Source organism: Treponema zioleckii, assembly GCF_014737315.1.
In the GTDB taxonomy this organism is placed as follows: Bacteria; Spirochaetota; Spirochaetia; order Treponematales; family Treponemataceae; genus Treponema_D; species Treponema_D zioleckii.
Genome location: NZ_JPUF01000014.1, coordinates 13,483 through 39,645, shown reverse-complemented (window position 1 = coordinate 39,645; position 26,163 = coordinate 13,483). Strand labels below are relative to the sequence as shown.

Here is a 26,163-nt window from a genome sequence, read left to right as displayed (position 1 = left end):
GAAGCTGTCATAATTAATTTATCTCCTATTTATTAATTATTTTTAAGGAGACCTTTTAATGGATTAATACTTGCATCAACAGATATATTAAATATTTTGTTGCTTCTTGCTTCGATAGTATCAACATTCCACTGAGAAGGACTTATTTCTGTTATATAGTCTTCAACCGTCTCATTTGCTGGATGCTTAAGGTATACATTGTCTGGATCGCTTGATAATTTTTTTCTTTCATCACCGATTGCCCATTCAGCTTCGTAATCAATTTGAGAAGCAATTCTTGTCAAATAATTACCGAAGCTATATTTTCTGTGTTCCTTATTGTATTCTGTTGATGGAAGGTTTGCATATCGCTTAAATTCTTTTATCGAGAACAAATCCCTTAAATATCCCCAGATATTCGTATATTCGCGGATTCTCTTTTTTTGCGGTCCAACGTCAAGCATATAAAAATCAGTTTCCCATTTTACGAGTGAAACAAAAATCCTAATGTCAGAATCCGTAATATAATCTCCGAATACAAATCTGTTTGTTTCAAGACGCTTGTCTAACTTTTCGAGTGCAGAATGGAATGCATTGTATCCGTCCTTGTATGCTTCTGGAGAAGTTGCAAATGCCTGTCTGTAGTGTCCGTCATTAATATTAGGGAAAAGCCAGTCGTTAAACTCGTCAATTTCCTTCCTGTATTTTACCGGATACAAATCAGGAGCATCGGCCTTCTGGAATTTTCTAAAATTAACTTCGATATAATTGGTTAATCTATGGTAGTCGTTGTTGACTGCTTTTTTTGTAATCGTATCAACCAGTGTCGGAGTCGTTGATCTTCCTTTGTAATCCGGATCTGCATTTTTATAAAATTCTGCAAGAAAATAAGCATTAGTTTTTTTATCCCTAAATCCTTCTTCGTAAGGAAATCCCCATCCGTAAATATTTGTGTCGCCTGTTTTATCAACTACGACTTCATCAATTACATTCTGAAGGCCTAATATATCTCTTACGAGAACAGGTCTGTTGCTCCAGTTACATAGGTATGTCCAGTAAATTGTATACCTGTCTTTTTCTGCCTTGAGTTCGCCTTCCTTGTTTCCGAACGGAGTCGTGAAATAATTGGTCTGTCTGATCCAATATCCTTTTTCATTTAATTCTCCGTCTTTCATCGTTGCGCGGGGTTTGATTCCTGTCTGTGATGCAAAATATGCAGCGAGGTTATCATCATATTCTACATTGTATTGTACGCTGCTGTTTTCCTTTTTAATCTTATCGTTGTGAGCTTGAATTCCACATGAAAATGCCATTTTAATTCCTCCATTAAATTATGTATTCTGGGTCTTTTAATATTTCCATTTTTACAAAAAATTCTTTTGCCCTTTCACTTTTTGGATGTTCAAAAACATCTTTGGGTGAACCGTCTTCAATGATATGTCCGCCTTCAAGAAATAATACTCTGTTGGATATTTTTTTTATAAAATTCATTTCGTGCGAAACTAAAACCATCGTGTATCCCTGCCCTGCAATTTTCTGGATAACGGTTAAAACTTCTCCGATTAATTCAGGGTCGAGGGCACTCGTCGGTTCATCCAATAATATTACTTCCGGTCTCATTGCAAGCGTTCTTGCAATTGCAACACGCTGCTGCTGACCGCCGGACATATGCTTTGGATAATGATTCTGCCAGTTTAATAAGCCGACTTCATCAAGTGCTTCCAATGCTATTTTTTTTGCTTCTTCCTTAGATTTTTTCTGAACGACTAAGAGACCTTCCATTACATTTTCCAAGGCCGTCTTGTGTTCAAATAGATTAAATCTTTGGAACACCATCCCCGTTTTTTTTCTTAATTCAATTGCTTTTTTCTTATCACTTCCTTTAAGCGGCAGTGATACAGATGTCTGGCCGATTGAAATACTTCCTTCTTCTGGTTTTTCAAGCAGATTAATGGAGCGCAGTAATGTTGATTTTCCTGTTCCAGAAGGACCGATTATTCCGATAATATCACCTTTGTTAATAGATAGATTAATTCCGTCTAAAACAATATTATCCTGAAACTTTTTCTTTAATCCTTTTATTTCTATCATCTAAGCAAACTTTCTCCTTGAATTATTTTTAGCAGTATTAATAGATTCAACATTATCAGGAATTTTAATTCTTGATTCTATATTTTTGCTGAACTGCTCCAATATAAATGTTATTATCCAATAAATAATTGCCAAAGCTACGTAACCTTCAAGATACCTGTAATCGTTTCCCGAAATTAATGTATTTTTATAAGTAATTTCGATTACACCACAGGCCGAAGCAAGCGATGTACCTTTAAATAATCCGATAAGAGAATTGACAAGTCCAGGCAGTGCAATTTCAAGTGATTCAGGAATTATTACTCTTTTTAATACCTGCGGATATGACATTCCCATTGCCTGTGCTGCTTCGATTTGTCCCCTGTCAACAGATTCCAAAGCAGCACGAATTGTTTCGGATGTAAATGCTGCCTGATATAATCCTAATGCAACAAACGCATACCAGATTCCATCAATCCTTACGTTAATTCCTCCATTAAATGCTCTCAATATTGCTGACATACCATATCGCATTACATATAGTTGAATGATAAGAGGAGTTCCTCTTATTATTGACAAAAATATTTTTGTTAATGTATTTAATACTTTTATTTTTTTAACGCGTATTACTGCAATTATTAATCCTAATAATGTTGATAATACAAATGCAACTAAAGTAAGCAGCAGCGTAATTGGAAGAAATTCAAGCAGTACAGGAATTCTTTTCCAAAGTTTATCAAATGAGAAATAATCAGAAAAAGTAATACCTGCAAAAGTCATTTTATCACCTGCCTTTTTATCTATTTGTTTTGATTTCCATTGATGTAATAAAAGTCTTCTTTGTCTGGAACAATATCATAGCCGATATATTTCTCTGACAATTCTTTAATCTTGCCACTTTCATACAGGCTGTATATTGCCTTTGAGAAAAGCTCCTGATATTTAAGTGAGTTTGCACTTGTCTTTCCGAACAATAAATGCGATGTTGCATGCTGCGTAATTGCATTTGAATTTTCAGTTGATAATATTGTTTCTTCAATCTGTGCAAACAATGCAGGGAATTCTGTTTTATATGATGCATATACTGGAAGATCACCGATTCCAACATAATCTCCGTCGATTATTTTCTGTAGCTGATCCTGAGTTGTATTAGATTCAACATATTCAAGAATAATCTTTTTAGATGGATTTACTTCGTTCCACCTTTCGATTGCATTAGCTACATTGTTTCCTGCACTAGACTGAACTTTCTTGCCTGATGCAGCTACTTCTTCAAAGCTCTGATAACTTGTACCCTTTGTAGAAATAATTTCGTACTTTGTTTTTGTGTAGGGATATGAGAAATAATAACTTTCAACCCTAGAATCATTGTAACTCCAGTTGTTAACTGTAAAATCAATTACACCCTGTTGGGCATCTGTCAATGCAGTAGCAAATGCTGTTACTCGCAGGTCTAATTCGTAATCCTTAAGGTATTCGGTTTTAAAAGCTTCTATTAAAACGGCAATATCGTATCCACCTAAATAAACACCATCTTTTGTTGTATATAGTGCATCTTTTTCGTTGTCTAAGGTAACGATAAAGGGAGCAGGAAGACCTGCAGTTTCAGCTGTAATTACCTTTTTTCCGCTAGAATGGCATGATGTAAAGCTTGTAATTACTGCAAGAGAAGCTAAAGCCAACGTAAGTTCTAAAAGTTTTGTTAAAAGATCCTTCTGTTTTGTCATCGAGAGTCCTCCTTTTCTATTAACCTAGTAAAACACTATGTAAACTAGGCAATTAGAACTTAGTGCTTATATCCCAGTATGTCAATAGGTTTTATGAATAATTATGCATTTATTTCTGATTTGATTTTATATATTTGCACTATATATAAGAAGAAATTGTTTTTTTTAATATAAAGTCATGTGTGCTTCTTTATAAAAGAAGCACACATGACTTTGATTTTTAATTAGATAATTGTAAAACTTATTGTCCAGAGCTCGAATAATGCCTTAAAGCAATATGCCAAATCTTCCATGAAACTACAAAAAATAAAATTGAAACAGGAATTGTAAGCAAAGATAGTATTAAGTTTGTAGAAGAAAACCTTAAATATATTAAACTTGGATAATAAGATGTAAAACCAATTGGAATAATTACGCTAAACAACAATTGAAAACCTTTGTTAAAAATTGAAAGCAGATATTTAGAAAATTCTTGAAAATCGTAAACATTATCTGTTAAATCCATATTTCCGATTGTCCAAAACTAAACACTAGAAAGCAAAATTGTAATTGCAGAATAAATTAACATTCCACAAATACAAAAAATTGGAATCAGCAATAAAAGCACACCAGAAACTTTTAAGTTTATACATGAGATAACCAATAAGATTATTCCAAAAATAAATTGTCCATATCTGTCTTCGTCAAAACTTTCCACCCTCTGTGTCAATATAGTTGTCGCTATACTTTATAATTTTTATGCTGTCTTCTTTGGATTTAATACTTCAAATTCTGGAGCATTAAATTGCTTTGTATTTCTTTTGCCCCATCGTAAAGGAAAAAGTTCTTTTGCTTTCTTAAATGTTGTTGTATACGTCATATAGCTGCCCCTCCATCAGGCGACATCTATCTTGACACAGAGGGAAACTCTTGAACCGTGCGTTCGGTTGTGCCGTAAGGTGCTTTTACAAAAACTTTGTTATCAGCCATTATGCTGACCGAAATTGAGCGGCGTCGGAATTTCTGGATGATGTAGGCTATTTGCATAGAATTATTTATTCATCCATTACTTCTATTAGGAAGCTAACAGGTCTAAAACCATCATTACAGCTTATCATTGCTGATTTAGGATTCTTCATCCAGCCGTCGTAAATGTTTTCTCCACCATGTGCTAGAGTCATTACAAAAGGAGAAATGCTTTCCCAGGCTGATTCACACATCCCTTCAGGACGCTGCCAGCCATTTGCAATAAAGACCTGTCCTTCCTGAATATCACAGGCGTGTTGAATGGGATTCTCGTATTTTTGCTGCAAATCCTTATAATCTGCTTTACGGATTGCAGTAATTTTTATTTTGTGCATTGTTTATTCTGCTCCCAGGTACTTATCTAATTGTGCTTTTATTTTGTTTTCTTCTCCCGAACCTTTTGTACTTAATCTTAAAAGAGGTAATCCGATTTGTTCAAAGATTGCATTCTTTTTTAAGTCACGCTCAGCTTGTCTAGTTCCCTTTTTATGATAGTTATAGCCGTCCACTTCAATTCCAAAAAGGATTTCTTTTGTTACTCGATTGAAAACTGTAAAGTCCACATGAGCCCAGCTTCGATTTGCAAATGTTGAAAGTTCTTCCGGAAGTTCTCCCATATAGTTTTTATTTACAACATCTTTCAAAGGCATTTCAAATACAAAACTGAACTTTGAGTATTTAGGTTCTTCAAAGATGTTTGTGAGCAACGTACTCATTGCATTTTCGGAATCATATTTTGATATTTTATTGGCAGCCTTAAGATACTTAAATTTAGCTTCTGTATCTTTAGTGTAGAAGAAATCAAAAATTGAATTAACCTTACTATCTTCAATAGTAAAATTGTTGTACTGGATATATTTTAATAAAGCCACAAGATTAGAGTTTTCCGGCTGTTCATTTCCAGACAGGACAACAGCAAGTTTTTTCTTAGCACGTGAAATTGCAACATTAAGCATATTAGCGTCATCAGCAAAACTCGTAATTTCATTATCAACTGTAGAAATAATAATATTGTCTTTTTCTCGTCCCTGATATTTATGAACTGTTGCTGCATCAATACCAGGGATTTGAGAACGTATTGCATCAGTCTGATTATTATATGGTGCAATAATTCCAAGATTTGCAATTTCTTCTTTAGTGTATTTAGGAAGAATCTCTTCTTTGATTACATCAATTTGACGCTGATTATAATGGTCTTTACAGAAGTTACCAGGAGTTGTTTTAATTGCTTCAAGAACATCAGTTTCCCCTTTATCTTCCGTCATTATTAAAAGTTTACCGCCATAAAATTGTTGATTACAGAAATTGATGATTTTTGGATGGCAGCGATAATGCTCGCGAAGTAAAGTTTGAGGTGTATCCGGTAAAACCTGTTCAAGCGATGCAAGAAAACTATTAATATAATTATAGCCTTCTGGAAGTTTAGTTTGTTCAAAGAGTTCCTGTACAACTTTCTTTTTTGTTCTTCTATTACATTTGGAAGCTGCATTTTATCACCTACAATTACAGCATTTTTAGCACATGATAAAGCCAAAGCTCCGGTAACAACATCAACCTGGGAAGCTTCATCCATAATTACATAGTCAAACAAAAACTCTGTCCCCTGCCCGATTGTTCCTCTGGAAGAAAAAGTTGTGCTGAGAATTACAGGATATTCGCTGGCGAAACTTGCAGGATTAAAATATATTTCTCTACCATCCTTGAATTGTGTACGCCCTGTTTTCTCTGAATACTTTTTTGCAACTTCACTCCTAAAAGTCGTTAAGCATTTTTCATAAACATCGTTAGGATTAAAGCCTTTTACAATACTTTCTTTTTCATATAATTCATTTTCAAGCTCTTTCTTTTTAATAGGATAATAAGTAGCTTTAATTGTTTCTATTGCTTGTCAGGATTAACTGTCCAGTTTCCTTTTTCTCCAAGTCCAAAGGAAACCTTAAGTTTTAGATTCAAAAAAATCCAAACTTTTCTTTCTCTTCATAAGTAAATTGAATCTTCTGGAGCAAGTTCATTAGAACATCAGAAGATTTTTTCAATAGCTTTTTATTACTGTAAATATCTGTAATTGAGTTATCAAAATATTTAGATTCAATTTTAAGTGCAGCTAATTCTGATTTGATTGTAGAAATACGCTCATTAGCTTCAAAATATTTTCCCAGATGTTTAATATCTTCATCTAAGAGCGGAGACAAAACTGGCAATTTATTCTTCCAGTCTTTAAGATATTCTGGATAGAATTGCTGCTGATTTTTCAAAAAGTTCTCAATATTGTCTTTCTTTCCATGGAAAGCACAGATAAATCCAAGTCCATATTTATCAGAAGCAAGTTTTTCGTAAACATTTCTGGTTGCATCATTGTTATTTGATACAATCAAAACTGTTTTATCACGCATTAATAGATTTGCAATGATGTTCAGAATTGTCTGAGTTTTTCCTGTCCCAGGAGGTCCTTGAATTATACTTACCTGATTATTCAAAGCTGTACTTACAGCCTTAAACTGACTGTTGTTGCAGCCAAATGGGAATATCAGGGAACGGATTTTTGACTTTACTTCTTTACCTTTTTTAGGATTCAGATATCTTGCTAATACAGAAAATTCATTTACAAATCTAGATTTTTCAAGGTTCTTTACAAGAAGATTTTGACCGTCATCATTTTTAATGTCACTGAACTGAGCCATCTGAAGAAGATAATCGAACACAGTTGCAGACTGTTTATCTTTAAGACAGTTTTTAATAATCTGAATATCACAACTTCGACAGGGATATGTTTTTCCATCCTTGTAAGTGATGAAATAAACATCTTTACGAGAATCATATGCTAATTTTTCAATATCACCAGTCTTGTTTCGTCTGCCGTATTTGTCGGTTACGAATACAATGTCGTGAAGGTCATTCATATATTATTCCTATAACCCAAATTTCCAGATTACTTGCATCTTCTTTTTCTTTGATGTCTCGTCCTTCTTTTCTTCTACATCTGTCTTGTGCATGGTTCCTCTTGGTTTTGGTTTTATTTCTTCCTTATCTTTCAGTTTTTCGAGGTAATTCTCAATCTGATTTAATCTAACTGGAATACTATCAAACTTTGAAAATTTCTCCATATTTGAAGTTATTTCATTTTGTAGTTTTATAAGAGCATTTGTTAGATTTTCCTTTTCTATAGGGTTTAAATCTTTTCTCTTCGTTTCTTCTCGCAGAACAGCAAGTTCTTCTTGTATCTCAATTCCACGTTGTGTTTGTCCAGAAACTTTTGATTCGTTTTTATTATCCGTTTCGGCTTTATTAGCATTTATGATGTTCAATGAATCGGTTGTTGTAGCTTGTCCAATCTTGCTTAAATACGAATCGATTTGAGAAATTTTTATTGGAATATTGTCAAATTTTGAGAAGATGTCTGGAGAATTTGTTAATTCTTCTCTCAAAAAAATTAATTCATTTCTTAGGTCGTTAATCTCAACAGGTTCTAATTTTTGTTTAATCAATGGCTTTATTTCTTTTAGGCGATTTTGTATTTGAAGACCACGTTCAGAGTAAGCAAGTTGAGGTTTTGATGTTGTTCTGGTTGTTGTGTCTTTGTTGGAAACTCGATTGCAATATACCGATGAGTATAGCCAGTTAATACAATTTGACATTTCAAGAGGTCTGCCATAATTGTCAAAATTTACACACATGATTTTATAATCATCAGCAAGTTTATTTTTTAATTCTTTACTTCCTGACTGTCTATATTCATCAATTCTTATATTTACCTCTGCTATATAAGATTTAAAGTTATCTGGCATTCTGGAGGTCAGTTTTACAGAAGAAGTAATTGTTTTGTTATTTTTTTCTTGACTCTTGCTAGTTTGCTTTTGAGGAGTTATCCGTGGTTTTCTCTTTTCCCAATCAATATTTTCTGTAGCTGGATCAAAAAATAATTGTATCAATTCGTTATCCATAAACTTTCTCCATTAATCCCAATACTTTGAGCTACGTTCATATAAGATATCATCATAAGTGGGACCATCAAATTTAGGACGCTCTCTTAACTCTTGCCTATAGAAATCAGGGAATCCCTTTACATTATCAATTTCATCTCTATGACGTGCTAACATTTGAGAAATAACAAGTCTTTGATTTTTTCGGAGTAATTTTTCTTCTGATTGAATAAAATCATTTATGCTCCTTGAGAAAGCCAAATCAGGAATACCTGAACGTTCTAGTTTATATTCGACTGACATATTCTTAATATTATTTAGATACCAAGAATTATTTGAGCCACCTCCTAAGAAGAAAACATCAATCTTATCATACTGTGAGTAATCTACATCCAGATAATGTTTTGATTCATTTAACATTAGTGAAAAGACTTGTTTGAATTCTGTGTTTGATATTGTTTCAGGGGCGGTTTGTAAAATCTCAACACCATATGGCAGGACTTTCTGAGCTAAACAATACATATTTGGATTTTTTGTTGTGTCAGAAGTTATTTTTTGAAATAAAGCCATATCAACTGTACCACCACCAATATCAATAATTGCATAGACTCCATCTTTTACGAAATCTGACTGATGATACAATAACAGTTCTGCTGCAAGTTCAGGATAAACATTTACATTCCAATTAAGTTTAGCTTTTTTTTCTTGCATCTCTGAATAAACAGAATCAAGATTAGTTATTAAAACCTGATTTTGCGGAAGTATAGCTTTTACTTTACAACCTCCAGCCAATAGAATTGCATCTTCTAGAATATCTTGATATTTACCTTTGTTGTTCTTATTTTCTTCTTGATAAAAGTTTTCTAAAGGGACGCCCATATTCACTGAAATTCGCATTTCATCCATATTTATGATATGCAGCTTTTCCTGTATTTTTTTTAGAGTACGGCTTATTATCTGTGCTAGATAGTAGACACAACACATTTCTCCAAAACTATTCTTTGTTTTCTCAACATTGTTTCTAAGTCTTTCTTCAATAATAGAATACTTAAAATATTTTACTTCCTTAGATTCTCCAGCAGGTTTATCAAAATATAATCGTCCATTTTGAATATAAAGAACTGTTTGCTTGAAAAATGGGTCTTGTTCGTTTTCCCATTGTATTGTTTCTATTTGTGGAGTTTGAGAGGGGGCATAACTATAAGAAACCTTTGTAAAGGATGTTCCAAAGTCTATTCCAATGAAAATGCTATTAATTGTTTGACGTCTAAAAGACGATAATTGTGGTGCTGGCATATAGATTCTCTCCTACTCTACTATTAAGACTCCAATTCCTAAGTCTTGAACAGATGGTGCATTCAATTGATTTCTTGATAGTTCGTCTAATTTTTGACTACGCTCTCTATTAATTTTGTCAATTTGTTTTTCTTGCATAGATATTAGGCTTTGTTTCCTTCCTTCAAGTCTCAATGTTTCAATTGCCTTCTTCCTTGATTCAATTTTCTTGTCGGCCGTAAAATTTACAAAATCTACCTGTTTTTTATAAAGAAACTTGCTTCTTCTCATATAATTTGTTTCATATTCTTCAAACTTCTTCCAGGCATGATTAATTAAATCCTGAGCAGAACTGAAGTATGGTTCAAAATCATTAATTCTTATTTCAGTATTAACAAGAGTACTTGCTTTTGTTATTGCAGTATTCATTATCTTTTCGCTTAGATTATCATCTAAAATTGTATTGTCACTAACAGCTATAACAAAATACTTTAATTCGGAAGCTCTTTCGACTCCATCTTTTTGCCATTTTTGGATATAATAAATGTAAGAACCAGCTTTTAACTGGTCAAATGGCTTCATTGTAAGTGCCGAACAACCTGTAGATTTGATAGGTTCTTTATTGATTGTCCATTTTATCCAGTCAAAAATAGGATGGTCTAAATCTGCAATTTCGATATTTCTTCGACGTCTCGATTTTGTATCAGGAGAAAACGCTAATGTACATTCTCCTGAATCAATCGAAGTTGGTTTTGTAAGATGAACCTGCCTTCTAAAATCTCTAAAATTAAAAATTCCATCATTAGAAAGATCGATAACATAATTTGTTTCATTATCTTTATCTTGATAGAATGAGGTTCCTGGGAAATAATTTTTCAGGAAGTCTTTTATTACAAAAATACGTTCATCTACATCTATGCAACGTCTATTTGTTTTTGCAATTTCAATAGAATTGAGTACCATATCACGGTATTCATTAAGAACTCCAGATTCTTCTTCCAAGCGGTTATTCATCATTCGTTGATTGATAAGAACCTGGATTTTTTGTTCTGCTTTTTCTTTCCTATCCTCATCAGTTAATTCTGGATTTAATATTTCTACAGCAAGGTCCTGAATAGGTTGACCGACGATATCTTCCATATCGCCAATTGAGTTTTCAAATATTTTAACACGCTCATACAACCTTTCAAGGATTCTATCCTCAATAGTATTTTGACAGTATAAGTTGTAAATGCGCAACACATCGGCTTTCTGACCAATACGGTCGATACGTCCGATCCTTTGTTCAAGTCTCATTGGATTCCAAGGTAAATCGTAATTATATTCAACACTTGCAAATTGTAAGTCCAAACCTTCAGAACCTACTTCAGACGAAATAAGAACATTGATATTATCGTTTGTTCTAAAATCTTCTAGTTTTTCATCTTTAAGTGAGCCCATACCTCCTTTTATGGCAACTACATTAATCCCATCTTCTTGCAATCTTTCTTCTAGATATTCGTTAGTACCTCTAAAGAATGAGAATACAATAATTTTCTCTTTTGGATTTTTCTCAAGAAGGTCTTTTAGGCTTTCAAGGAACTTATTGTATTTTGAATCAGATTTTTTTAAATCTTCATATCTTACATCTGTAAATTCAACACCAATTTTCTGATAAAATGGTTTAAGATCATTATATACATTCTTACTAGAAGTAATCTCTTCTTCGTCGTCATCATTATCAAACTCTGACGCTTCGTAACCTTCGTCTTCTGATATGTCAAAATCTTGTTCTTTATATTTTTGTAACCAGTCTTTGAAAGCTGCTGGTAAACAGCTGGCCATTTGTCTCTGTCGTGCGATTAAAGCAAATGTCATAATTTCTGAATGCCCCTTTGACATTTCTCGTATAAGTCTTGTTACTCTACGATAAATATCCATTTCATTAGGAGATAAATCGAATTCGACAGCAAATGGTCTTCGTTTTGCAGTATTTTCAAATACAAATCTACGTCTGGTTCTATTAAAGAGGTTATTATAGAAAACTTGGCCTCTCAAGTCTTCAGAATACTGCATTCTTTTTTCATTTGAATAAAAAATATCACTCTTATTCTCAATAATTTCCTGAATAAGTTCATTTTCTTCCTGTGTTGAAAAAGAATTTTCTTCGAGTATATTGTTAAAGTCTTCTATTGTTGAGGAAGGTCTTTGTAAACAGTTAGCTAACTGTATAAAAATTCCATCCTTTTTAAGCATATAATCAAAAGACCATTCATTATCAAATCTTTCAGGCGAAAGAAGATTCATAATAGAATAAAGATTTTCTGAACCAGTCTGAATAGGCGTTGCAGAAAGGAGAACAAGTGATTCTGTTATATCTCTAAGACGTGCCCCAGTTTTAAAATTTGCTGTTTCTCGGTTCCTTAAATAGTGAGCTTCATCAATAATAACTAAATTAAAAGCATATTCTGAATAGTTTGTTGCAAATTCTTCAAAGGCCCTGTTTAAATTTCCTACTTTATCGTATGTATCATTTTTCTTTGTTCTAATGGATTCCATACTGCATATATATGCAAATTGTTCTCTATTTCGGTTTTTCTCTATTAGATGGAATGTATCTAATAATTCATCAGCTTTTACAATTTTGGCTTGAATACCAAAGAGATTTTCCATATCTCTTTTCCACTTTCCCCGTAAAACGGCAGGACACACTACTAGAAGTCTTTTTGCATTTCGGCGGGCTTCCAATTCTTTCCAGATATACATTGCTTCAACGGTCTTACCAAGACCAACTTCATCAGCGATAAGGATTCGTTCTTCTGGGGATTGCAAAAACTTAGTTACAGGCAGAAACTGGTGTGGCAGATATTCTGTTAAAGTGTTATTCATGGAATAGAACATGTTGGTTAAATCACCAGTAAGACGTTGAAAAGCCAAAATGCGTCTATAATCATCAATTCCATTAAATTGAAAATTCGAGAAAGCTTCTAACGGAGTTTTTATTTCTTGGTATTCTTGAAGAATATCTTCAGAAAGATAGACAGCTTCGCCGTTATCAAATTGAACCTGGTATTTTGTTCCATTAACGGTATTAATAGTTCCTTTTACAGTACCAACTTTTCCATCGGTAATTTTTTTTACTCTGTCGCCAGTATTAAACATTTCTTCCCCTCAGCTATCACTTAAAAAGCTTCTCAATAATCGCTTTTACCTCAGAAGAGTCAAATCCTTTTCCGTATTCTTTAGTTACAATAAGATTCTTTCCTTCAATAATTCCATTTGCTGCATAGAGTTTTTCCTTTGCATTCCAGCGATTCTCGTAATTCTTATCATTCATCATACCACAATGTTCCCAATACCAAACATCGCCGCTTTCTTCATCTTCAATTGTAAAATCAGGAATCTTCTTATATCCGCCTACATCTAATTCTTTTTCATAAGTGTATGGGATTTGATTTTCATAAAGCATATTTGCAATTATGACTTCGGATTTTGATCTAACCATTTCGCCTCGTTCTGTTTTATAAACAAGGTTCTCGGCATAATAACGGTCATTAACTTTTACAATGCTTGGTACATGGAAAAGTCTGGTAAAGCGTTTCGCAATCTCTGAATATTTTGAATTGGAATAATCTCGTAAGTTACTTGCATCCTTGTTATAAAGAATAACGAGTTTATTTATCTGTCGCGTAATTGCAGTATATAAAAGTTCCTTAGATAGTAATAAGCAGGGGTCATTCAAAACTAGAATTACAGTTCCAAACTCAGAGCCTTGTGCTTTATGAATTGTCAAAGCATAAGCAAGTTCCAGTATAGCTTCGGCTTCCTCTCCAAAATCTCGCTTTGAATATCCATAAGTTATTCCAGGCTGCGAAGCATATTCAACATTCAAAAACTGACCTTTATTCCAATTAGCCATGGCAATTCCTATCTCACCATTTGCAACCATATTCAGATTATCTTCGCTCTTTGGAAATGCATCACGTTTTTCATTTTTAATACAGATTACTTTATCACCATAAACAATACTTTCTGGTCCCATGCGGTTTGGAATAAAGTAAGTATTATTTGCAAGGTCTAGGTAATCTTTTCTATATTTTTGTTGAATAATGTGATTAAGATTAATTACACCATATGGCATATTTCTAACAGGAGCAAGCAGCTGCCATTCTTCAGCTTTGACAGCACATCCTTTATTAAAATATTGATATCCTTTGATTTTTTCTGTAGAACCCAATGAAAGATTAAAATGCTCAATATCATCAATATTATCAGGCAGGACTTCTGTTATAGATTCAAAAACAAGTTTTTCTAACTCTTCATTAGTCGTCCATCGCTTAAAAGTTACATGTCCATTTGTATCATTTATCTTAAGTCTTGTGAAAATATCTTCATCTAGTTCTACATTGTCGGACTTATACCAGTTAGATAGTTCAACATCAAATCTAACTTCACCTTTAATTCCTCGCTGTCTACGCGTTGTTTGTAAATGACCAAAACCTTTACCAACTCTTGGGAAAATATATTCAGGAATATTCTCGCTTAGCTTCTTTACTAAATCAACAAAAGGTCTTCCTGTTCCAATAGGTGGCAATTGATTTGGGTCACCAACAAAAATAATTCTCTTTGCTTTTGCAAGAGCTTCCATAAGAGCTGCAAACATTTCTTCAGTAAGCATTGAACTTTCATCAATAATTACATTATCTGCAACTTTATCAGCCTCTTGTCCTGTAAGTTTATATTCACCAGTCTTATAAAAATAATGATTAGAGCCCATCAAGAATCCAGCAACTGTTTTTGCATCCGCTGTAATTCCCATTTTTTTCATGGCCTGCATCATTTTTACACGAGCCTTACCAGTTGGTGCTAATAAGAGTACACTTTCATTCTTTATTTGTTCTGCACTACAAAGTAAAGATAACAATGTAGTTTTTCCTGTGCCAGCTCCACCAATTAAAACAGAAAGTCTTGATTTTGCAAGTTCTTTTAATATGGCAATTTTTTCTTCTCGAGCTCTTGCTTCATCCTTATCATTAGGATCGAGTTCTCCAAAAGCCTTTGTAAGAATAGCTTGCCAATCTGCATTTACTTCATGTGGATTTTTTGATTCCAGACGTTTTGTAATTTTACTTTCTATTAATTCATCAGCTTCATAAAGTCTCTTCAACTGGAATGCTTTTTGTTCGCTTTCAGGATTGTTCTTTTTCGCCATTTCAACGAACTTAATTTGAGCTTCAAGAAACTCTTTACAGCCAAATATAATATCACCAGTAATTTCACAAGAAGGTTCAATCGGCAATTCAGTAATGGCATTTATAGTCATCCAGATTGGATATAATGAATGACCATTTCCTGATTGATTTTCCAGATAATCAACAATTAAAGCTCTTTTTCGTCTTTTATCTGTTCCATTTTCCAATTTAGAAGAAGCTGCCAAAGGATACTTTTCCTGTATTATTTCATTTGGGAAAATTGCCATATCGACAAAACGAACCGGAACTCTTAATTCAGGCATAAGATATCTAGTTCTTTCATAAATTGTATAAGGATTTTCAAGAATATCTTTATCTGTCCATGTTTTATTAAATTTATTTCGCTTTTCAGTATTAAAAAGATAATCGTACCTGTTATATTTTGGATTTAGTTCAGATAAACTGAATCGACTTAATAATTCAAACAATGCTTTTCGTTCTGTAGATAAAGCTTTCCAAGCATCAACAATTTCTGGTGTAATTGAATTAGTTAATTCTTCAGGCAAATATGAAGCTTTCTTTGCAAACAAATCTTCAATACAAGAAAAAACAGTAACACTGTTTTCCTTTGCATAATCCTTAATTTTTTCAGAAATAGGAAGTCCCTTCTTTACACCAAAAGCATAAAGCATTTCACCCAATCCTGGATAACCGCCTCTTTCTTCCCAGACTTTCTTTAATTTGTTTTTACACCAGTTAATATATTTTTGAGTAGGAATTTCGATATCATCAAATTGACCAATATATTCAAATGCCTTTATAATTCTAAGTAGAGTATCAATAGTTCCGTCATGGCTCAAATGCTCTGTAGCATAAGAGAACTCATAATGATAATCTTCCGAAGCATAAACAGTTGCTAGTCTAATATCAAAATCTGAGTGGTCTTTTGCATATTCCATTAATTTGTAATACGGCATAAGAAAACCGTTTTCACCATTTTCTCTAATAGAATGGCGAATCATAGTTTCCCACGTATAAGACCTCAGAGTCCCGGCATCTGTGTGATTATGTTCAACTGATGGTATAACTTCTTCAACAAAACCAACTGCAATAACAATACGTCTCGGGTCATCTACAAACGGAACTTGTTTAGCATAGGCAAAAACAAGAGATTTATTTGGAATGATATTTTCATAAAATCTTTTGAAGATTGCTTGGTGATTTTCTGCATCCTGTACCCAAGCATTTTCAAAATCTAATTGTGGTTCTCTGCTTGCCTGATAGTCAATGTCATACTTTTCAAAATCTTTACCTCTCTTCATAGTCCACAAGAAAGGTCTCGCAGGTAAAGAGTAAGGAACAAAATGTTCATCTGTATCTAAGAAGTGCCCATGTGTTTTTGGATTATTCGCTTTATACGGATGAATTACAGTTCTAACTAATTCATCTGGAGACATAAAGGCAACACCTTCAGCAATACAAGGAACTTGTTTTTCAATACCTTTTAATGGCTTTCCTGCGATTTTTTCTTCTTCAACTTCATTTTTGTTTTCGTAAATATTTTTTAAACGGAGACAATCAGTATTTCCACATGGATGATTACAAACTTTTCCACACCAACCATTATCAGTCCAAGGTACACGAATAGTAATATTTTGAATCATAATTATCTCCGTATATTTTTTGATTATTTGCCAATTTATAAGAAAACTATTTCATCACAATTTCCATTAAACTCTTATAACTATCAACAACATCATATTTGATATTATCAGAGCTTAATGCTGCAAAATGTTTTCTAGCACACTGTATTTTAGCATCCTCAATTCCACGAAGCTGTAAAGTTGACATAGAACCTTTTGTTTCAGCAATAAAGTAAATATGTTTAACTTTTCCTTCATAGAAAGCAATTGCCCAGTCAGGATTATAATGTCCCATTAGTGTAGCAATAAAAAATCCATCAGGAAGTTTTACATAAACAGCAACTTCATCACTGGTATCTAATTCTTCTGCAAATTTTCTTTCATTTGATGAATCATATACAACATGGTCATACAAGTTGTTTTTTTGTCTTTATTGCATTAACATCAAGCTTTCCTTTGATTTGAGCATCTGCAAAGATTTCTTTCATGTCGTATGTTTCATCAAGAACATTATATGTAATGTGTTCAATTACAGCTGTTGCTTTCTGTTCATTAATCAAGTTACCAGCTTTAATAATAAATTCTTCAGGATTATCCTTAAACTGGTCAAATGTTGAAGCAAGAATTCCTTTAAGAATTCCTACAATTGTTTTTCTAGTAAGATTTGTTTCTTCAACAAGTTTTCCAATCAAATCATATTTTACAGAATTGTTAATGCTTATCTGAGCATTTTCTGTAGAATGACTATCCATTACAAAAGATGTACCATCAGCAAGCTTTTCTTTAGACTGAATTTCTTCCATACTTCCACTTTTTACTGTGTAAGTAACTTTCGCAACTTTCAAATGTGTATCAATAGCAACAATACACTTTTTGATTAACTCATCTGTGTCAAAATCAACTGCATAAACTGTCTTATGATTAATTCTTGACCATAATTCTTTAAACTCTTTGGAAGCTGCCTGCTTATTATTTAGAGAAAGAGTAACATTATTCTTTCTTGTATCTTCTGGAGCAAGTAAAGATGGATTATAAACAGAATCCAAAATATTAATTATAGAATCTGCATAGTCTTTAACTTCTTCTGCAACTTCAACATTGCCATTTGCTTTGTCATCATAATATTTGTCTGTGAGCAAGCCCTTCTTGTCTATGTATTGATTCATAACAAGGTCATAGAAGACAGCATCTGCCATTTCTTTATCTATAACTTTCTTGTTACCATCTTTATCAATAAGTTCTCTACCTTTGAACAATTCTGCCGTAACTTTTACAGGCCTATCACCAATACTTTCTGCAAATTCGGTTTGAAGTTCTTTTGCAAATTTTTCATAACTTTCACTGGCAATTACAGTAAGACAGTTAATATTATGAAGATCATTTCCAAGAAGGCTTTCATCCATTCGCTCACCGTTTTCATTAATACACAGACGAAGACCTCGGCCTACTTCCTGGCGTTTACGAACATCACTTCCGCTTTGTTTCAAAGTACAAATCTGGAAAACATTTGGATTGTCCCAACCTTCTCTTAATGCTGAATGACTAAAAATAAATCGGACAGGAGATTTTTTTGGATCACGGTCAAGAAGAAGCTCCTTATCCTTCATAATAAGGTCATAAGCATCAACGTCGTCTGAAGTCTTTTCTTTTTTGTCACTTAATTTTGATTCTGTAAAATTACCCTTTTTATCTTGGCTAAAATAGCCCGCATGAGTTTTCTTTGTTTCAATTGAATCAAGATAAGCAATGTATTCAGGATACAAATCTAATTCTTTCTTTGTTTCTTCAACAACTTCATCATATATGGTTTCAAACATGTCAGCATATTTACCATTGCTGTAATCACTACCTTTGCCATAAATACGGTAATTTGCAACTTCATCAATAAAGAACAATGAAAGAACTTTTATACCTTTGTAGAACAGCTGGCGTTCACGTTCCAAATGAGCTTTGATTGTTTCTCTAATCTGGATAGCACGAATATTGTCTTCATTTTCTTTTCCAGTAACTTCACCGGCAAAAAGCTTAATGCCATTCATAAACTCAATTGAGTTATCACGACCATCAATGCGTGTAACTATAAAGTTATTCTTATACTCTTCACGGCCATTGGAATTATCATAAAGGTTATAACCTTCATTTACAGTACGAGTTATTTTCTTAGTTCCTGTAGCTGTATTGAAATTAAATTCGATAGTTGCAGTAGGATTTCCAGAACTAAGATTGATTCCTGCTAAATATATATAACTGTCTGTAGAAGATGTTCCATTCTGAGTAATACCAGTAACTCGAATCTTTTTTACCAAACGCTTGTTATATGCTTCCATAGCATCCAAACGGTAAATCATATTGTAATTTTCACGATGAGTTGCTGAATACCGTAAAGTCATTAAAGGATTAAATTCTTTAAGCCGGAGCTTTGTTTTTTCACCTTCAACAGACTGTGGTTCGTCAATTATGACAATTGGATTTGTTTTAGCAATAACATCAATCGGTCTTCGGCTACGGAATTCATCAAGCTTCATGTAAATACGGCGGGCATCTTTTCCAGTAGCATTGAATGCCTGACTATTAATAATCATAACATTTATAGAACTATCTGAAGCAAAGTGTTCTATATCAGTAAGTCTTGTAGAATTATAAATAAAGAAACGTATCTTCTTCTGGTATTTTAATGCAAAGTATTCTTCTGTTGTCTGGAAGGTTTTATAAACACCTTCTCTAATTGCAATTGGAGGAACAACTATAATAAATTTACACCAGCCGTATGCCTGATTAAGTTCATACATAGTTTTGATGTAAGTAAAAGTTTTACCAACACCAGTTTCCATCTCAATGGTTAAGTTATATCTACCAAATAAATGGTCATCTGGCTTAAGCTGATTTTTACGTTGAATTTCATTTATCTTATAAAGTATTTTAGGATCTGTTAAATCTTGAATTACAGGATTATTATTCCATCCTGTAAATTCAAGTCCTTGCATTACATTTCCGGCATCTATAATATAAGAGTTTGTAGCATAAGGCTGTCCTTCAAAAACATCTACAACAGCTTTTGCAGCATCTGTCTGGAAACTTTGGTCTTTATATTGAATCTTCATATTTATTCCTTTTCTGCAATATCTTTTATAATCCAATGACCTGATTTCGTACTACCCGAATATGCAATCAAGCCTTTATCTTTTAAGATTGAAAAATGTGTTTTTATTGTCCTTGAAGAAACACCTAATATTTTGGCAAGAGCTTCTGCAGTTGCTCTCGGGTTTTTCTTTATTTCTTCAAAAGTATTTAATACAGAATCCGAAAGATTTTCGGTGAAGTTCTGGTGAAGTTCTGGTGAAGTTTCGGTGAAGTTCTGGTGAAGTTCCACTGATTTTTTAGGGACATTTAGGGACATTTCTGCTGTCGTTTTAGGGACATTCATGTCAAACAAATCTTTTCTAGTTCTTCTTATAATCGCAGTAAAACTTTCATCATCAGAAGAATATTCAACTTCGCCCAAACCATGCTCATGGCATAAATCTGCAATGCGTTTTATTCCTGTTCCCCATTTTTCCACAATGCCCATGCGTAAAAATGTATCCGCAATAAGTTCATTTCGAATACTGGAACTTCCCTTTAGCATTTTTTCAATAGTAAGTCCACCGTACAAACCTCCAGGGCTTGTAATTTCTAACCTGTCGTCAAAAATGCATATTTGAATGTATGAATGAGAAAGATAGTTTCTGTGCATGACTGCATTTACAATAAGTTCACGAATTGCTTCAGCAGGAATTTCTGGAATATCTTTCCGGTACAAACCTTCAATTTTTGCTCCAATGTTAATATGCTGCATAACAAAATTGTAGGCGTTTTCAATCTGTTCATAAATTGGACCAGAATATTCCTTTCGGTCAATAAAAAAAACTTTGTCTGTCCCACGAAACACTCCACACTGAACTTGTGCAAAATGAATATCACTGGTTTCCAAAAGTCTGAATGCTATTGAAGGAAGAAGTTTTCCGTTTTCACCTTTAATAAGTCCCCAGCTTTTTATGTTTTCCAGTGTAACAGGATTTTTACCGTTCAATTTTTCTATCGCCTTGCACAAGTGTAAGGCGGACTCTTCTGTGACAGGCTCGTGATTCTCAAAAATCTTATCATAAGACTTACCCTCACCCCAAAGCATTAGTTCTTTTACTTTTTCACGCTCAGCTTTTCTTGTAGTTGCCGCCACACGGATATAAACACCATCATTCATTCCTTCTGCTTTTAGAAAATATGGCTGATTCTGCCCAGCAACAATCTGAACAACAACGACAGTTTTATCTTCTATGGTCTCAAAAGTAATGCGTGGTATCACTTGTGGCTCAACAGTCTCGCTTATCATATCCGCAAGAGAATCCATAAACTTAAATACATTTTCGTTTTCAATACCTACAATCTCATGTGTTTCATCATCAACACCAAAAAGAATACGACCGCCATGACAATTAGAGAAAGCAACAACAGTTTTCATAAGTTTTGAGTCTTTTGATGGGATTTCCCGCTTGAATTCAAGAGTTTCTGTTTCTCCATTTTGGATTTCTTCTAAAAGTGTCATGTGGATACCTCCTGGTTTTAGTTGTTTCTAGTAATTAGAAGTTCTGCCATAAGATTATTCACTCCTATCTGATTCTAATTTCAGATCTTTTTATCTTTACATTTTCAAGTTTATTCGCACGTAAGAATTCTTTTAATCCAATTTCAGCCAATTCAGATTTGTTGTACGGACTAATCATTATTTCTTCAACAATTTTATCGAACGGGAAATTCTGAAATTCCATATATGGATATATCGTTCCATTTTTATTCATAAATACCTTTTTGGCGTTTTCTCTATTTATTTCAGAATTATCCATTTCATCCACAAAACAAAATCCTAATCTATATTCACTCTCACTACGAAAAGCTTCATCTTTTACAAATGCCAAATACTTAAATATTGAACCAAATTGTGAGATAGATGAATTTCCATTTATGAATTCTATTTTTAGTGCATTTTTTATATATTCTATTGCCTCCTCACCATAAAAAACTGGCATTCTATGTTCTGTGGAAAAAAGTATACCTTTAGACATATAGCTATCACGAATACTATAAAAATAATTCATTAATTCATTTCCTTTAATTTTAATTCTGTATCCAGGATTATTTCCAGAATACATATTCCACATATCCTTATTATCACCTAAAACTGTTAATGAAAGTATATAATAATGATAATTTTGGCTTTCACATTGTATGCAATTAACTGTACCATTTTTTCCTGGTGAAACAGGTTTTAAATATTTAATTTTTCCTTGCTCAATTGATTTTAATTCAGATTCCCATTGAGAAATATAATCGATATATTTTGGTTCTTGATTTTTAAGTTCATCTAAAACTTGACTAAAAACTTTCTTTCCATATTCAAGTTCATCAATATCATTTAAAAAACGATAATCACTAAATCTTAGAGTCTTGTTTTCTATGATACTTTTTAGTCCATCTGCTGAAGTATAATGATATAAAGTTTCAAATTCACCCATTTGATAATCTTGTATTTCTGTCATAATTAATTTCCTTATAAAACATTAATTGTTAATGAAAGAATTTTATTCTTAATATCGAAAAATATAGAATCATCATTAATTTCATCCCACGTATCGTCTGATTTTTCGACAGCATTATCAAGTAAACAATTAAGTTCTGAAATGATTGAATCTTTTTCAGCTGTTTCTAGTGAAGAAAGCATCTTTTCAACAGAACTAATGTTTGCTAACTTCGCTCGTATACAATTAAATCATAAGTATCCCAGCGTAATCGTCCTAAATCAGTTCCATTTGAAAAACCTTTGCTACGGCCAATATCAGTATGATAAAGAACTTTATAATTGAGTCGATCCTCTATAAGTGGATTATTAGAATAATTATCACGGTATGTATTCCAGTTATCTGAAAGCTTTTTCGGACTCAAAACAAGAACATTTTTATTACGTGTTTCGTAATACTTTATTACAGCCAATGCAGTAAATGTTTTACCAAGACCGACGCTATCTGCAAGAATACATCCGTTATATTTTTCAAGTTTATTTATGATTGCAAGACAAGCATCCTGCTGGAAGTTATAAAGTTTATTCCAGATTGCGCTCTGCTTAAATCCTGTAGCTTCTTTTGGCAGAACGTCTTCACTAATATCATCCAAAAACTCTTTGAAAATATTATAAAGTGTAACAAAATAAATAAACTCTGGTGAATTCTCATTATATGCAGAACTAATGTTTTCAATTACCTGTTCGGTAACGTCTTGCATAATATCTTTATTCTGCCAGAACTGTTCAAACATCTGCAAGAAACCAACACTCATAGGTGATTGCATTTTTGTAATTGCAAAGGCTGCATTATTTCCTTTTTCAACACCAAGTTCAACAGCAGTAAATTCTCTTACAGGATTGTATGCAGTTTCATCTACGTTCATAAAACTTGGCATATTCTGTTGAGTAGAGTTTGATTTGAAAACCGCTTTCTTTTTAATCCATTCTGCACATTCTTTTGCAATAGCCTTCTGATTAAGTTCATTGCGAAGCTTTACTTCAAATTCTGTTCCGTAAAGACTGCGCTCACGATTTAATCGTGGAATATAAAACTCCCGCTTTTCTTTTTTGGTCTTTTCAGTCACAAATGTTGGAGAAGTAAAAATAAAACGGAGTTCATCAATATTCTTCAATTCATTTTTCAATTCCTGATACGCGTAAATCGAAAAACATGCAGCTGCAATAGATATTTTACTACCAGGTTTTATTTCTTCTTTTAAACTTTGACTTAGAGTTTTGTGTACATTATCAATGAATTCTGGTGTTGTAATTTCCATCTTTTAATTCCCTATTTCCATCATACCATACATTCCATTTCCTGTGGATAGCTCATTCCACAGCCTCTTTTCTCGCCTTTCCACAGTGTGTGGAAAGCCTTATCCATACACAATGGATTTGTTTATATTTACAATTTGTAAATATTTTTATATTTTTAGTATTGACTCTATAAAATATCTGTAATATATTATGAACAAGAAAGAAAAATAAGGCGGAAGTAGCAAACCGCCTTGCTAACAAAAATCCTACGGTGAAGTCCGTAAAAACGGGTAGGTATTTATGGCTACAGAAATCGCAAAGTTTCTTAGGAAGATTCGCATTGACAGCGACGAGAGCTTGGGCGATATGGCGGAAAAAATCAATCTTTCTGCCGCTTATCTTTCGGCAATAGAAAACAACAAGAGGACTGCGCCGGAAGATATGAAGGAGAACCTCTATAAGGCATACAGCCTTTCGGAGGAACAAAAGCTTGAGTTTGCGCGGCTTGTCGCGGAATCAAGGAAAAAGGTCGAAATCGGCCTTTCGGGTATTCAGGAGGAACTTTTCCCTGAATATGTGGACACTGCTGTTATGTTTGCGCATGACCTGTCGCAGATGAACAGAAAGCAGCTTGCAGAAATAAAGGATTGTCTGCAAAGAATCAAATCGGAAGCTGGGCCTATGTAAAAGGAGGTTACTAAATGTCGGATCAGATTTCAGTGGTTGGAACGGTCATCCTGATGATGATTGTGGATTTTAAACAGATGGCAGTTGAGTTCAAAAAGTTTTTCGGGCTCAGCTCCACGCAAAACTTTCCGGCGTTAAGCATTGCGGAAAATACGCTATGCCAGGCCGACACAAACTTTGAGTTCAATGTTATTGCCGATGCTGACTGGGACTGCAAGGAGAGCGTGCAGGCATATTACAAACATCGCGCAAACTTGCATGAAATTTGCATCAAGGAATCCGTCTACGAAAGAGCCCGCAGCGGAGACCGAAACGCGCTCTACTCCATTGCACACGAAATTTCACACTGGGGTCTGATAAACTATTTTAAGCTGAACCTTGGCCTTCAGGAATTTGAACGGCTTGATACTGTTTCAAAAGCTGTTTTTATGAACATTCACGAAAACATTGCGGATTTGCTTACATCTCTGCTTGTGTTCAGCGAAGAGGAGCTTCTGAAAGCGCAAAGCGCAGGAGATTTTGACTTCGGCTCATGTATGGGCAAAGACCAGATTTCTCTTGCGCTCTTTTATTGTCAGAATCATAAAGTTCTTGCGGAGAATTTTATGAAGAATATCGTTCCAAAAATCATGGCTCAAAACAAACAGACTGAATTACAAAGGAGGATTGGTTAGATGGCCTGCAGGCAAAAAAATAAGCTCCCGTTTAATTGGCGTTAAACAGAAGCTTTGCATAGATTCTATAGCAGAATCCAAAATCGATTGTACTATTCTACTATAAATCTATGCTTCCCGTCAAAGACTTTTTTTCTTGATGCAGTGCGAAGAAAATCAGAACGCTCTGCACTCAAAGTTTTTGGTCTCCCGCCGTCCCGTTGGTGCGGCTTTGACAAAACAACATTAAATCCGGTGGTTGAGCATGTCAAAACCACCATTTACAGGAGCATAGACAATTATGGCTACTACAACTTTTAAAAATGCAGACAGCATCTTAAGCGTGACTCTGCGTAAAAATCAGTTCTCGGCAGAAGAGAATTCGTTCATTGGACGTGTAACAAGAAACACAGTGACTCTTGAAAACCTAATCGCATCGATTTCAAAAAAGAACGAGGGCGTAAGTCCCTACATGATTCAGCACGTGGCAAATCTTTTGGGGGACGAAATGCTTTCTGCCTGCCAGAATGCAAAGGCGGTGGACGTTCTTGGGCTTGGCACCTTGTACATAAGCGTCGCAGGAAGTGTAAGCGGAGAAAATCCGGGGGAATCAAGCATTCCGGGATTCAAGCTGAACTTTACACCCAGCAGCCGTGCCCAGGAAGCCGTGGACAGCCTCAAAGTCGATAAGGTCATCATCGCGGATTCAAGCCCTGTAATCGACAGAATCATCAACACCTTCAACCAGAACGAAGAGCGCAATCTTCTTAAAGGTAAGGGAGTCAAAATCACCGGCACAAAGCTCAAGCTTTTAGGCGATGACGCAGGAATTTGGTTCGCGCCGCTTGACTCGGAAGGCAATGTCAATAAAGACGAAACAACCTGGGTGCAAGTGGGTAAGGAAACGGTAAGTTCCAACAAGCCCAAGACACTTGAGTTCTACGTTCCCGACAGTCTTTCGGAAGCGAATTACAAAATCGTAATCCGCACCCGTTACTGCTCCGGCGACAAGGAGTTGAAGGCCCTTGCAAGTGCTGTAAGTAAAACTGTTACGGTAGCGGCTTAGAAGAAAAAATCTTCGTTGCCCAGTAAGGCGGAAGTTCCTGTATGGGGCTTGCCGCCTTTCCGTAGCGCAAGCCTAGGAATGGAGCGCACCTAGCGCGGAAATGCCAAAAGTCCGTGC

The 26,163-nt window shown here is 34.1% G+C and carries 21 protein-coding genes and 1 pseudogene; 3 read left to right on the top strand and 19 right to left on the bottom strand.

From position 1 onward, the window contains the following. Nucleotides 1-32 precede the first annotated feature (32 nt). The 19 genes and pseudogenes from JI65_RS05405 to JI65_RS05325 form a co-directional block, all read right to left on the bottom strand. Nucleotides 33-1,292, bottom strand: a complete 1,260-nt coding sequence (locus JI65_RS05405) for a glutathione S-transferase C-terminal domain-containing protein (RefSeq protein ID WP_191014363.1) — start codon at nucleotides 1,290-1,292, stop codon at nucleotides 33-35. 13 nt (nucleotides 1,293-1,305) lie between these two features. Then, entirely contained in the window at nucleotides 1,306-2,070 is a 765-nt protein-coding gene (locus tag JI65_RS05400; protein ID WP_191014362.1) for an amino acid ABC transporter ATP-binding protein, read from the bottom strand. Then, nucleotides 2,071-2,829, bottom strand: a complete 759-nt coding sequence (locus tag JI65_RS05395; RefSeq protein WP_191014361.1) for an amino acid ABC transporter permease — start codon at nucleotides 2,827-2,829, stop codon at nucleotides 2,071-2,073. Nucleotides 2,830-2,849: 20 nt separating this feature from the next. After that, a complete protein-coding gene (locus tag JI65_RS05390; protein ID WP_191014360.1) occupies nucleotides 2,850-3,776 on the bottom strand; it encodes a transporter substrate-binding domain-containing protein in 927 nt (308 codons plus the stop codon). Nucleotides 3,777-4,017: 241 nt separating this feature from the next. Beyond that, nucleotides 4,018-4,290, bottom strand: a complete 273-nt coding sequence (locus JI65_RS17760) for an ABC-2 family transporter protein (RefSeq protein WP_422822277.1) — start codon at nucleotides 4,288-4,290, stop codon at nucleotides 4,018-4,020. Between the two features lie 222 nt (nucleotides 4,291-4,512). Next, entirely contained in the window at nucleotides 4,513-4,635 is a 123-nt protein-coding gene (locus JI65_RS17520) for a hypothetical protein (protein WP_277950585.1), read from the bottom strand. A 175-nt stretch (nucleotides 4,636-4,810) separates the two neighbouring features. Continuing rightward, nucleotides 4,811-5,116 (bottom strand): TIGR04076 family protein, encoded by a 306-nt coding sequence (locus JI65_RS05380; protein ID WP_178749920.1) that lies wholly within the window; start codon nucleotides 5,114-5,116, stop codon nucleotides 4,811-4,813. A gap of 3 nt (nucleotides 5,117-5,119) precedes the next feature. Continuing rightward, on the bottom strand, nucleotides 5,120-6,181 hold the full coding sequence (locus tag JI65_RS05375) for an AAA domain-containing protein (RefSeq protein ID WP_340138429.1): 1,062 nt from the start codon (nucleotides 6,179-6,181) through the stop codon (nucleotides 5,120-5,122). A gap of 80 nt (nucleotides 6,182-6,261) precedes the next feature. Further along, nucleotides 6,262-6,588 (bottom strand): annotated as a pseudogene (locus tag JI65_RS17825) (AAA domain-containing protein); the annotation flags it as partial. Between the two features lie 142 nt (nucleotides 6,589-6,730). Then, nucleotides 6,731-7,681 carry an AAA domain-containing protein gene (locus JI65_RS05365; RefSeq protein WP_191014357.1) on the bottom strand — a complete coding sequence of 317 codons (951 nt, stop codon included), beginning with the start codon at nucleotides 7,679-7,681 and terminating at the stop codon, nucleotides 6,731-6,733. 9 nt (nucleotides 7,682-7,690) lie between these two features. Further along, nucleotides 7,691-8,722, bottom strand: a complete 1,032-nt coding sequence (locus tag JI65_RS05360) for a hypothetical protein (RefSeq protein ID WP_191014356.1) — start codon at nucleotides 8,720-8,722, stop codon at nucleotides 7,691-7,693. A gap of 12 nt (nucleotides 8,723-8,734) precedes the next feature. Then, nucleotides 8,735-9,997: an acetate and sugar kinases/Hsc70/actin family protein gene (locus tag JI65_RS05355; RefSeq protein WP_191014355.1), complete on the bottom strand. Its 1,263-nt coding sequence runs from the start codon at nucleotides 9,995-9,997 to the stop codon at nucleotides 8,735-8,737. A gap of 12 nt (nucleotides 9,998-10,009) precedes the next feature. After that, nucleotides 10,010-13,117 (bottom strand): DEAD/DEAH box helicase, encoded by a 3,108-nt coding sequence (locus tag JI65_RS05350; protein ID WP_191014354.1) that lies wholly within the window; start codon nucleotides 13,115-13,117, stop codon nucleotides 10,010-10,012. Between the two features lie 16 nt (nucleotides 13,118-13,133). Next, nucleotides 13,134-16,811 (bottom strand): ATP-dependent DNA helicase, encoded by a 3,678-nt coding sequence (locus JI65_RS05345; protein ID WP_191014353.1) that lies wholly within the window; start codon nucleotides 16,809-16,811, stop codon nucleotides 13,134-13,136. Nucleotides 16,812-16,857: 46 nt separating this feature from the next. Beyond that, nucleotides 16,858-17,205 (bottom strand): restriction endonuclease, encoded by a 348-nt coding sequence (locus JI65_RS17070; RefSeq protein WP_197971905.1) that lies wholly within the window; start codon nucleotides 17,203-17,205, stop codon nucleotides 16,858-16,860. Further along, the gene (locus JI65_RS05340; RefSeq protein WP_197971904.1) at nucleotides 17,198-19,891 is read right to left on the bottom strand and encodes a DEAD/DEAH box helicase family protein; all 2,694 of its coding nucleotides are present in this window, start codon (nucleotides 19,889-19,891) and stop codon (nucleotides 17,198-17,200) included. Before JI65_RS05340 ends, JI65_RS17070 begins: the two co-directional genes overlap by 8 nt. A gap of 2 nt (nucleotides 19,892-19,893) precedes the next feature. Then, a complete protein-coding gene (locus tag JI65_RS05335; RefSeq protein WP_191014352.1) occupies nucleotides 19,894-21,372 on the bottom strand; it encodes an ATP-binding protein in 1,479 nt (492 codons plus the stop codon). 64 nt (nucleotides 21,373-21,436) lie between these two features. Continuing rightward, nucleotides 21,437-22,363, bottom strand: a complete 927-nt coding sequence (locus JI65_RS05330; RefSeq protein WP_191014351.1) for a DUF2971 domain-containing protein — start codon at nucleotides 22,361-22,363, stop codon at nucleotides 21,437-21,439. Nucleotides 22,364-22,568: 205 nt separating this feature from the next. Further along, on the bottom strand, nucleotides 22,569-23,660 hold the full coding sequence (locus JI65_RS05325; protein WP_191014350.1) for an SNF2-related protein: 1,092 nt from the start codon (nucleotides 23,658-23,660) through the stop codon (nucleotides 22,569-22,571). Between the two features lie 280 nt (nucleotides 23,661-23,940). On the opposite strand from JI65_RS05325, the gene JI65_RS05320 reads away from it, so the two are divergent. The 3 genes from JI65_RS05320 to JI65_RS05310 all read left to right on the top strand — a co-directional run bounded on the left by JI65_RS05320 (nucleotide 23,941) and on the right by JI65_RS05310 (nucleotide 26,046). Next, nucleotides 23,941-24,327: a helix-turn-helix domain-containing protein gene (locus JI65_RS05320; protein ID WP_002703356.1), complete on the top strand. Its 387-nt coding sequence runs from the start codon at nucleotides 23,941-23,943 to the stop codon at nucleotides 24,325-24,327. Between the two features lie 14 nt (nucleotides 24,328-24,341). Continuing rightward, entirely contained in the window at nucleotides 24,342-25,001 is a 660-nt protein-coding gene (locus tag JI65_RS05315) for a hypothetical protein (protein WP_191014349.1), read from the top strand. Nucleotides 25,002-25,281: 280 nt separating this feature from the next. After that, nucleotides 25,282-26,046: an HU family DNA-binding protein gene (locus JI65_RS05310; RefSeq protein ID WP_191014348.1), complete on the top strand. Its 765-nt coding sequence runs from the start codon at nucleotides 25,282-25,284 to the stop codon at nucleotides 26,044-26,046. The last annotated feature ends 117 nt before the right edge of the window (nucleotides 26,047-26,163 follow it).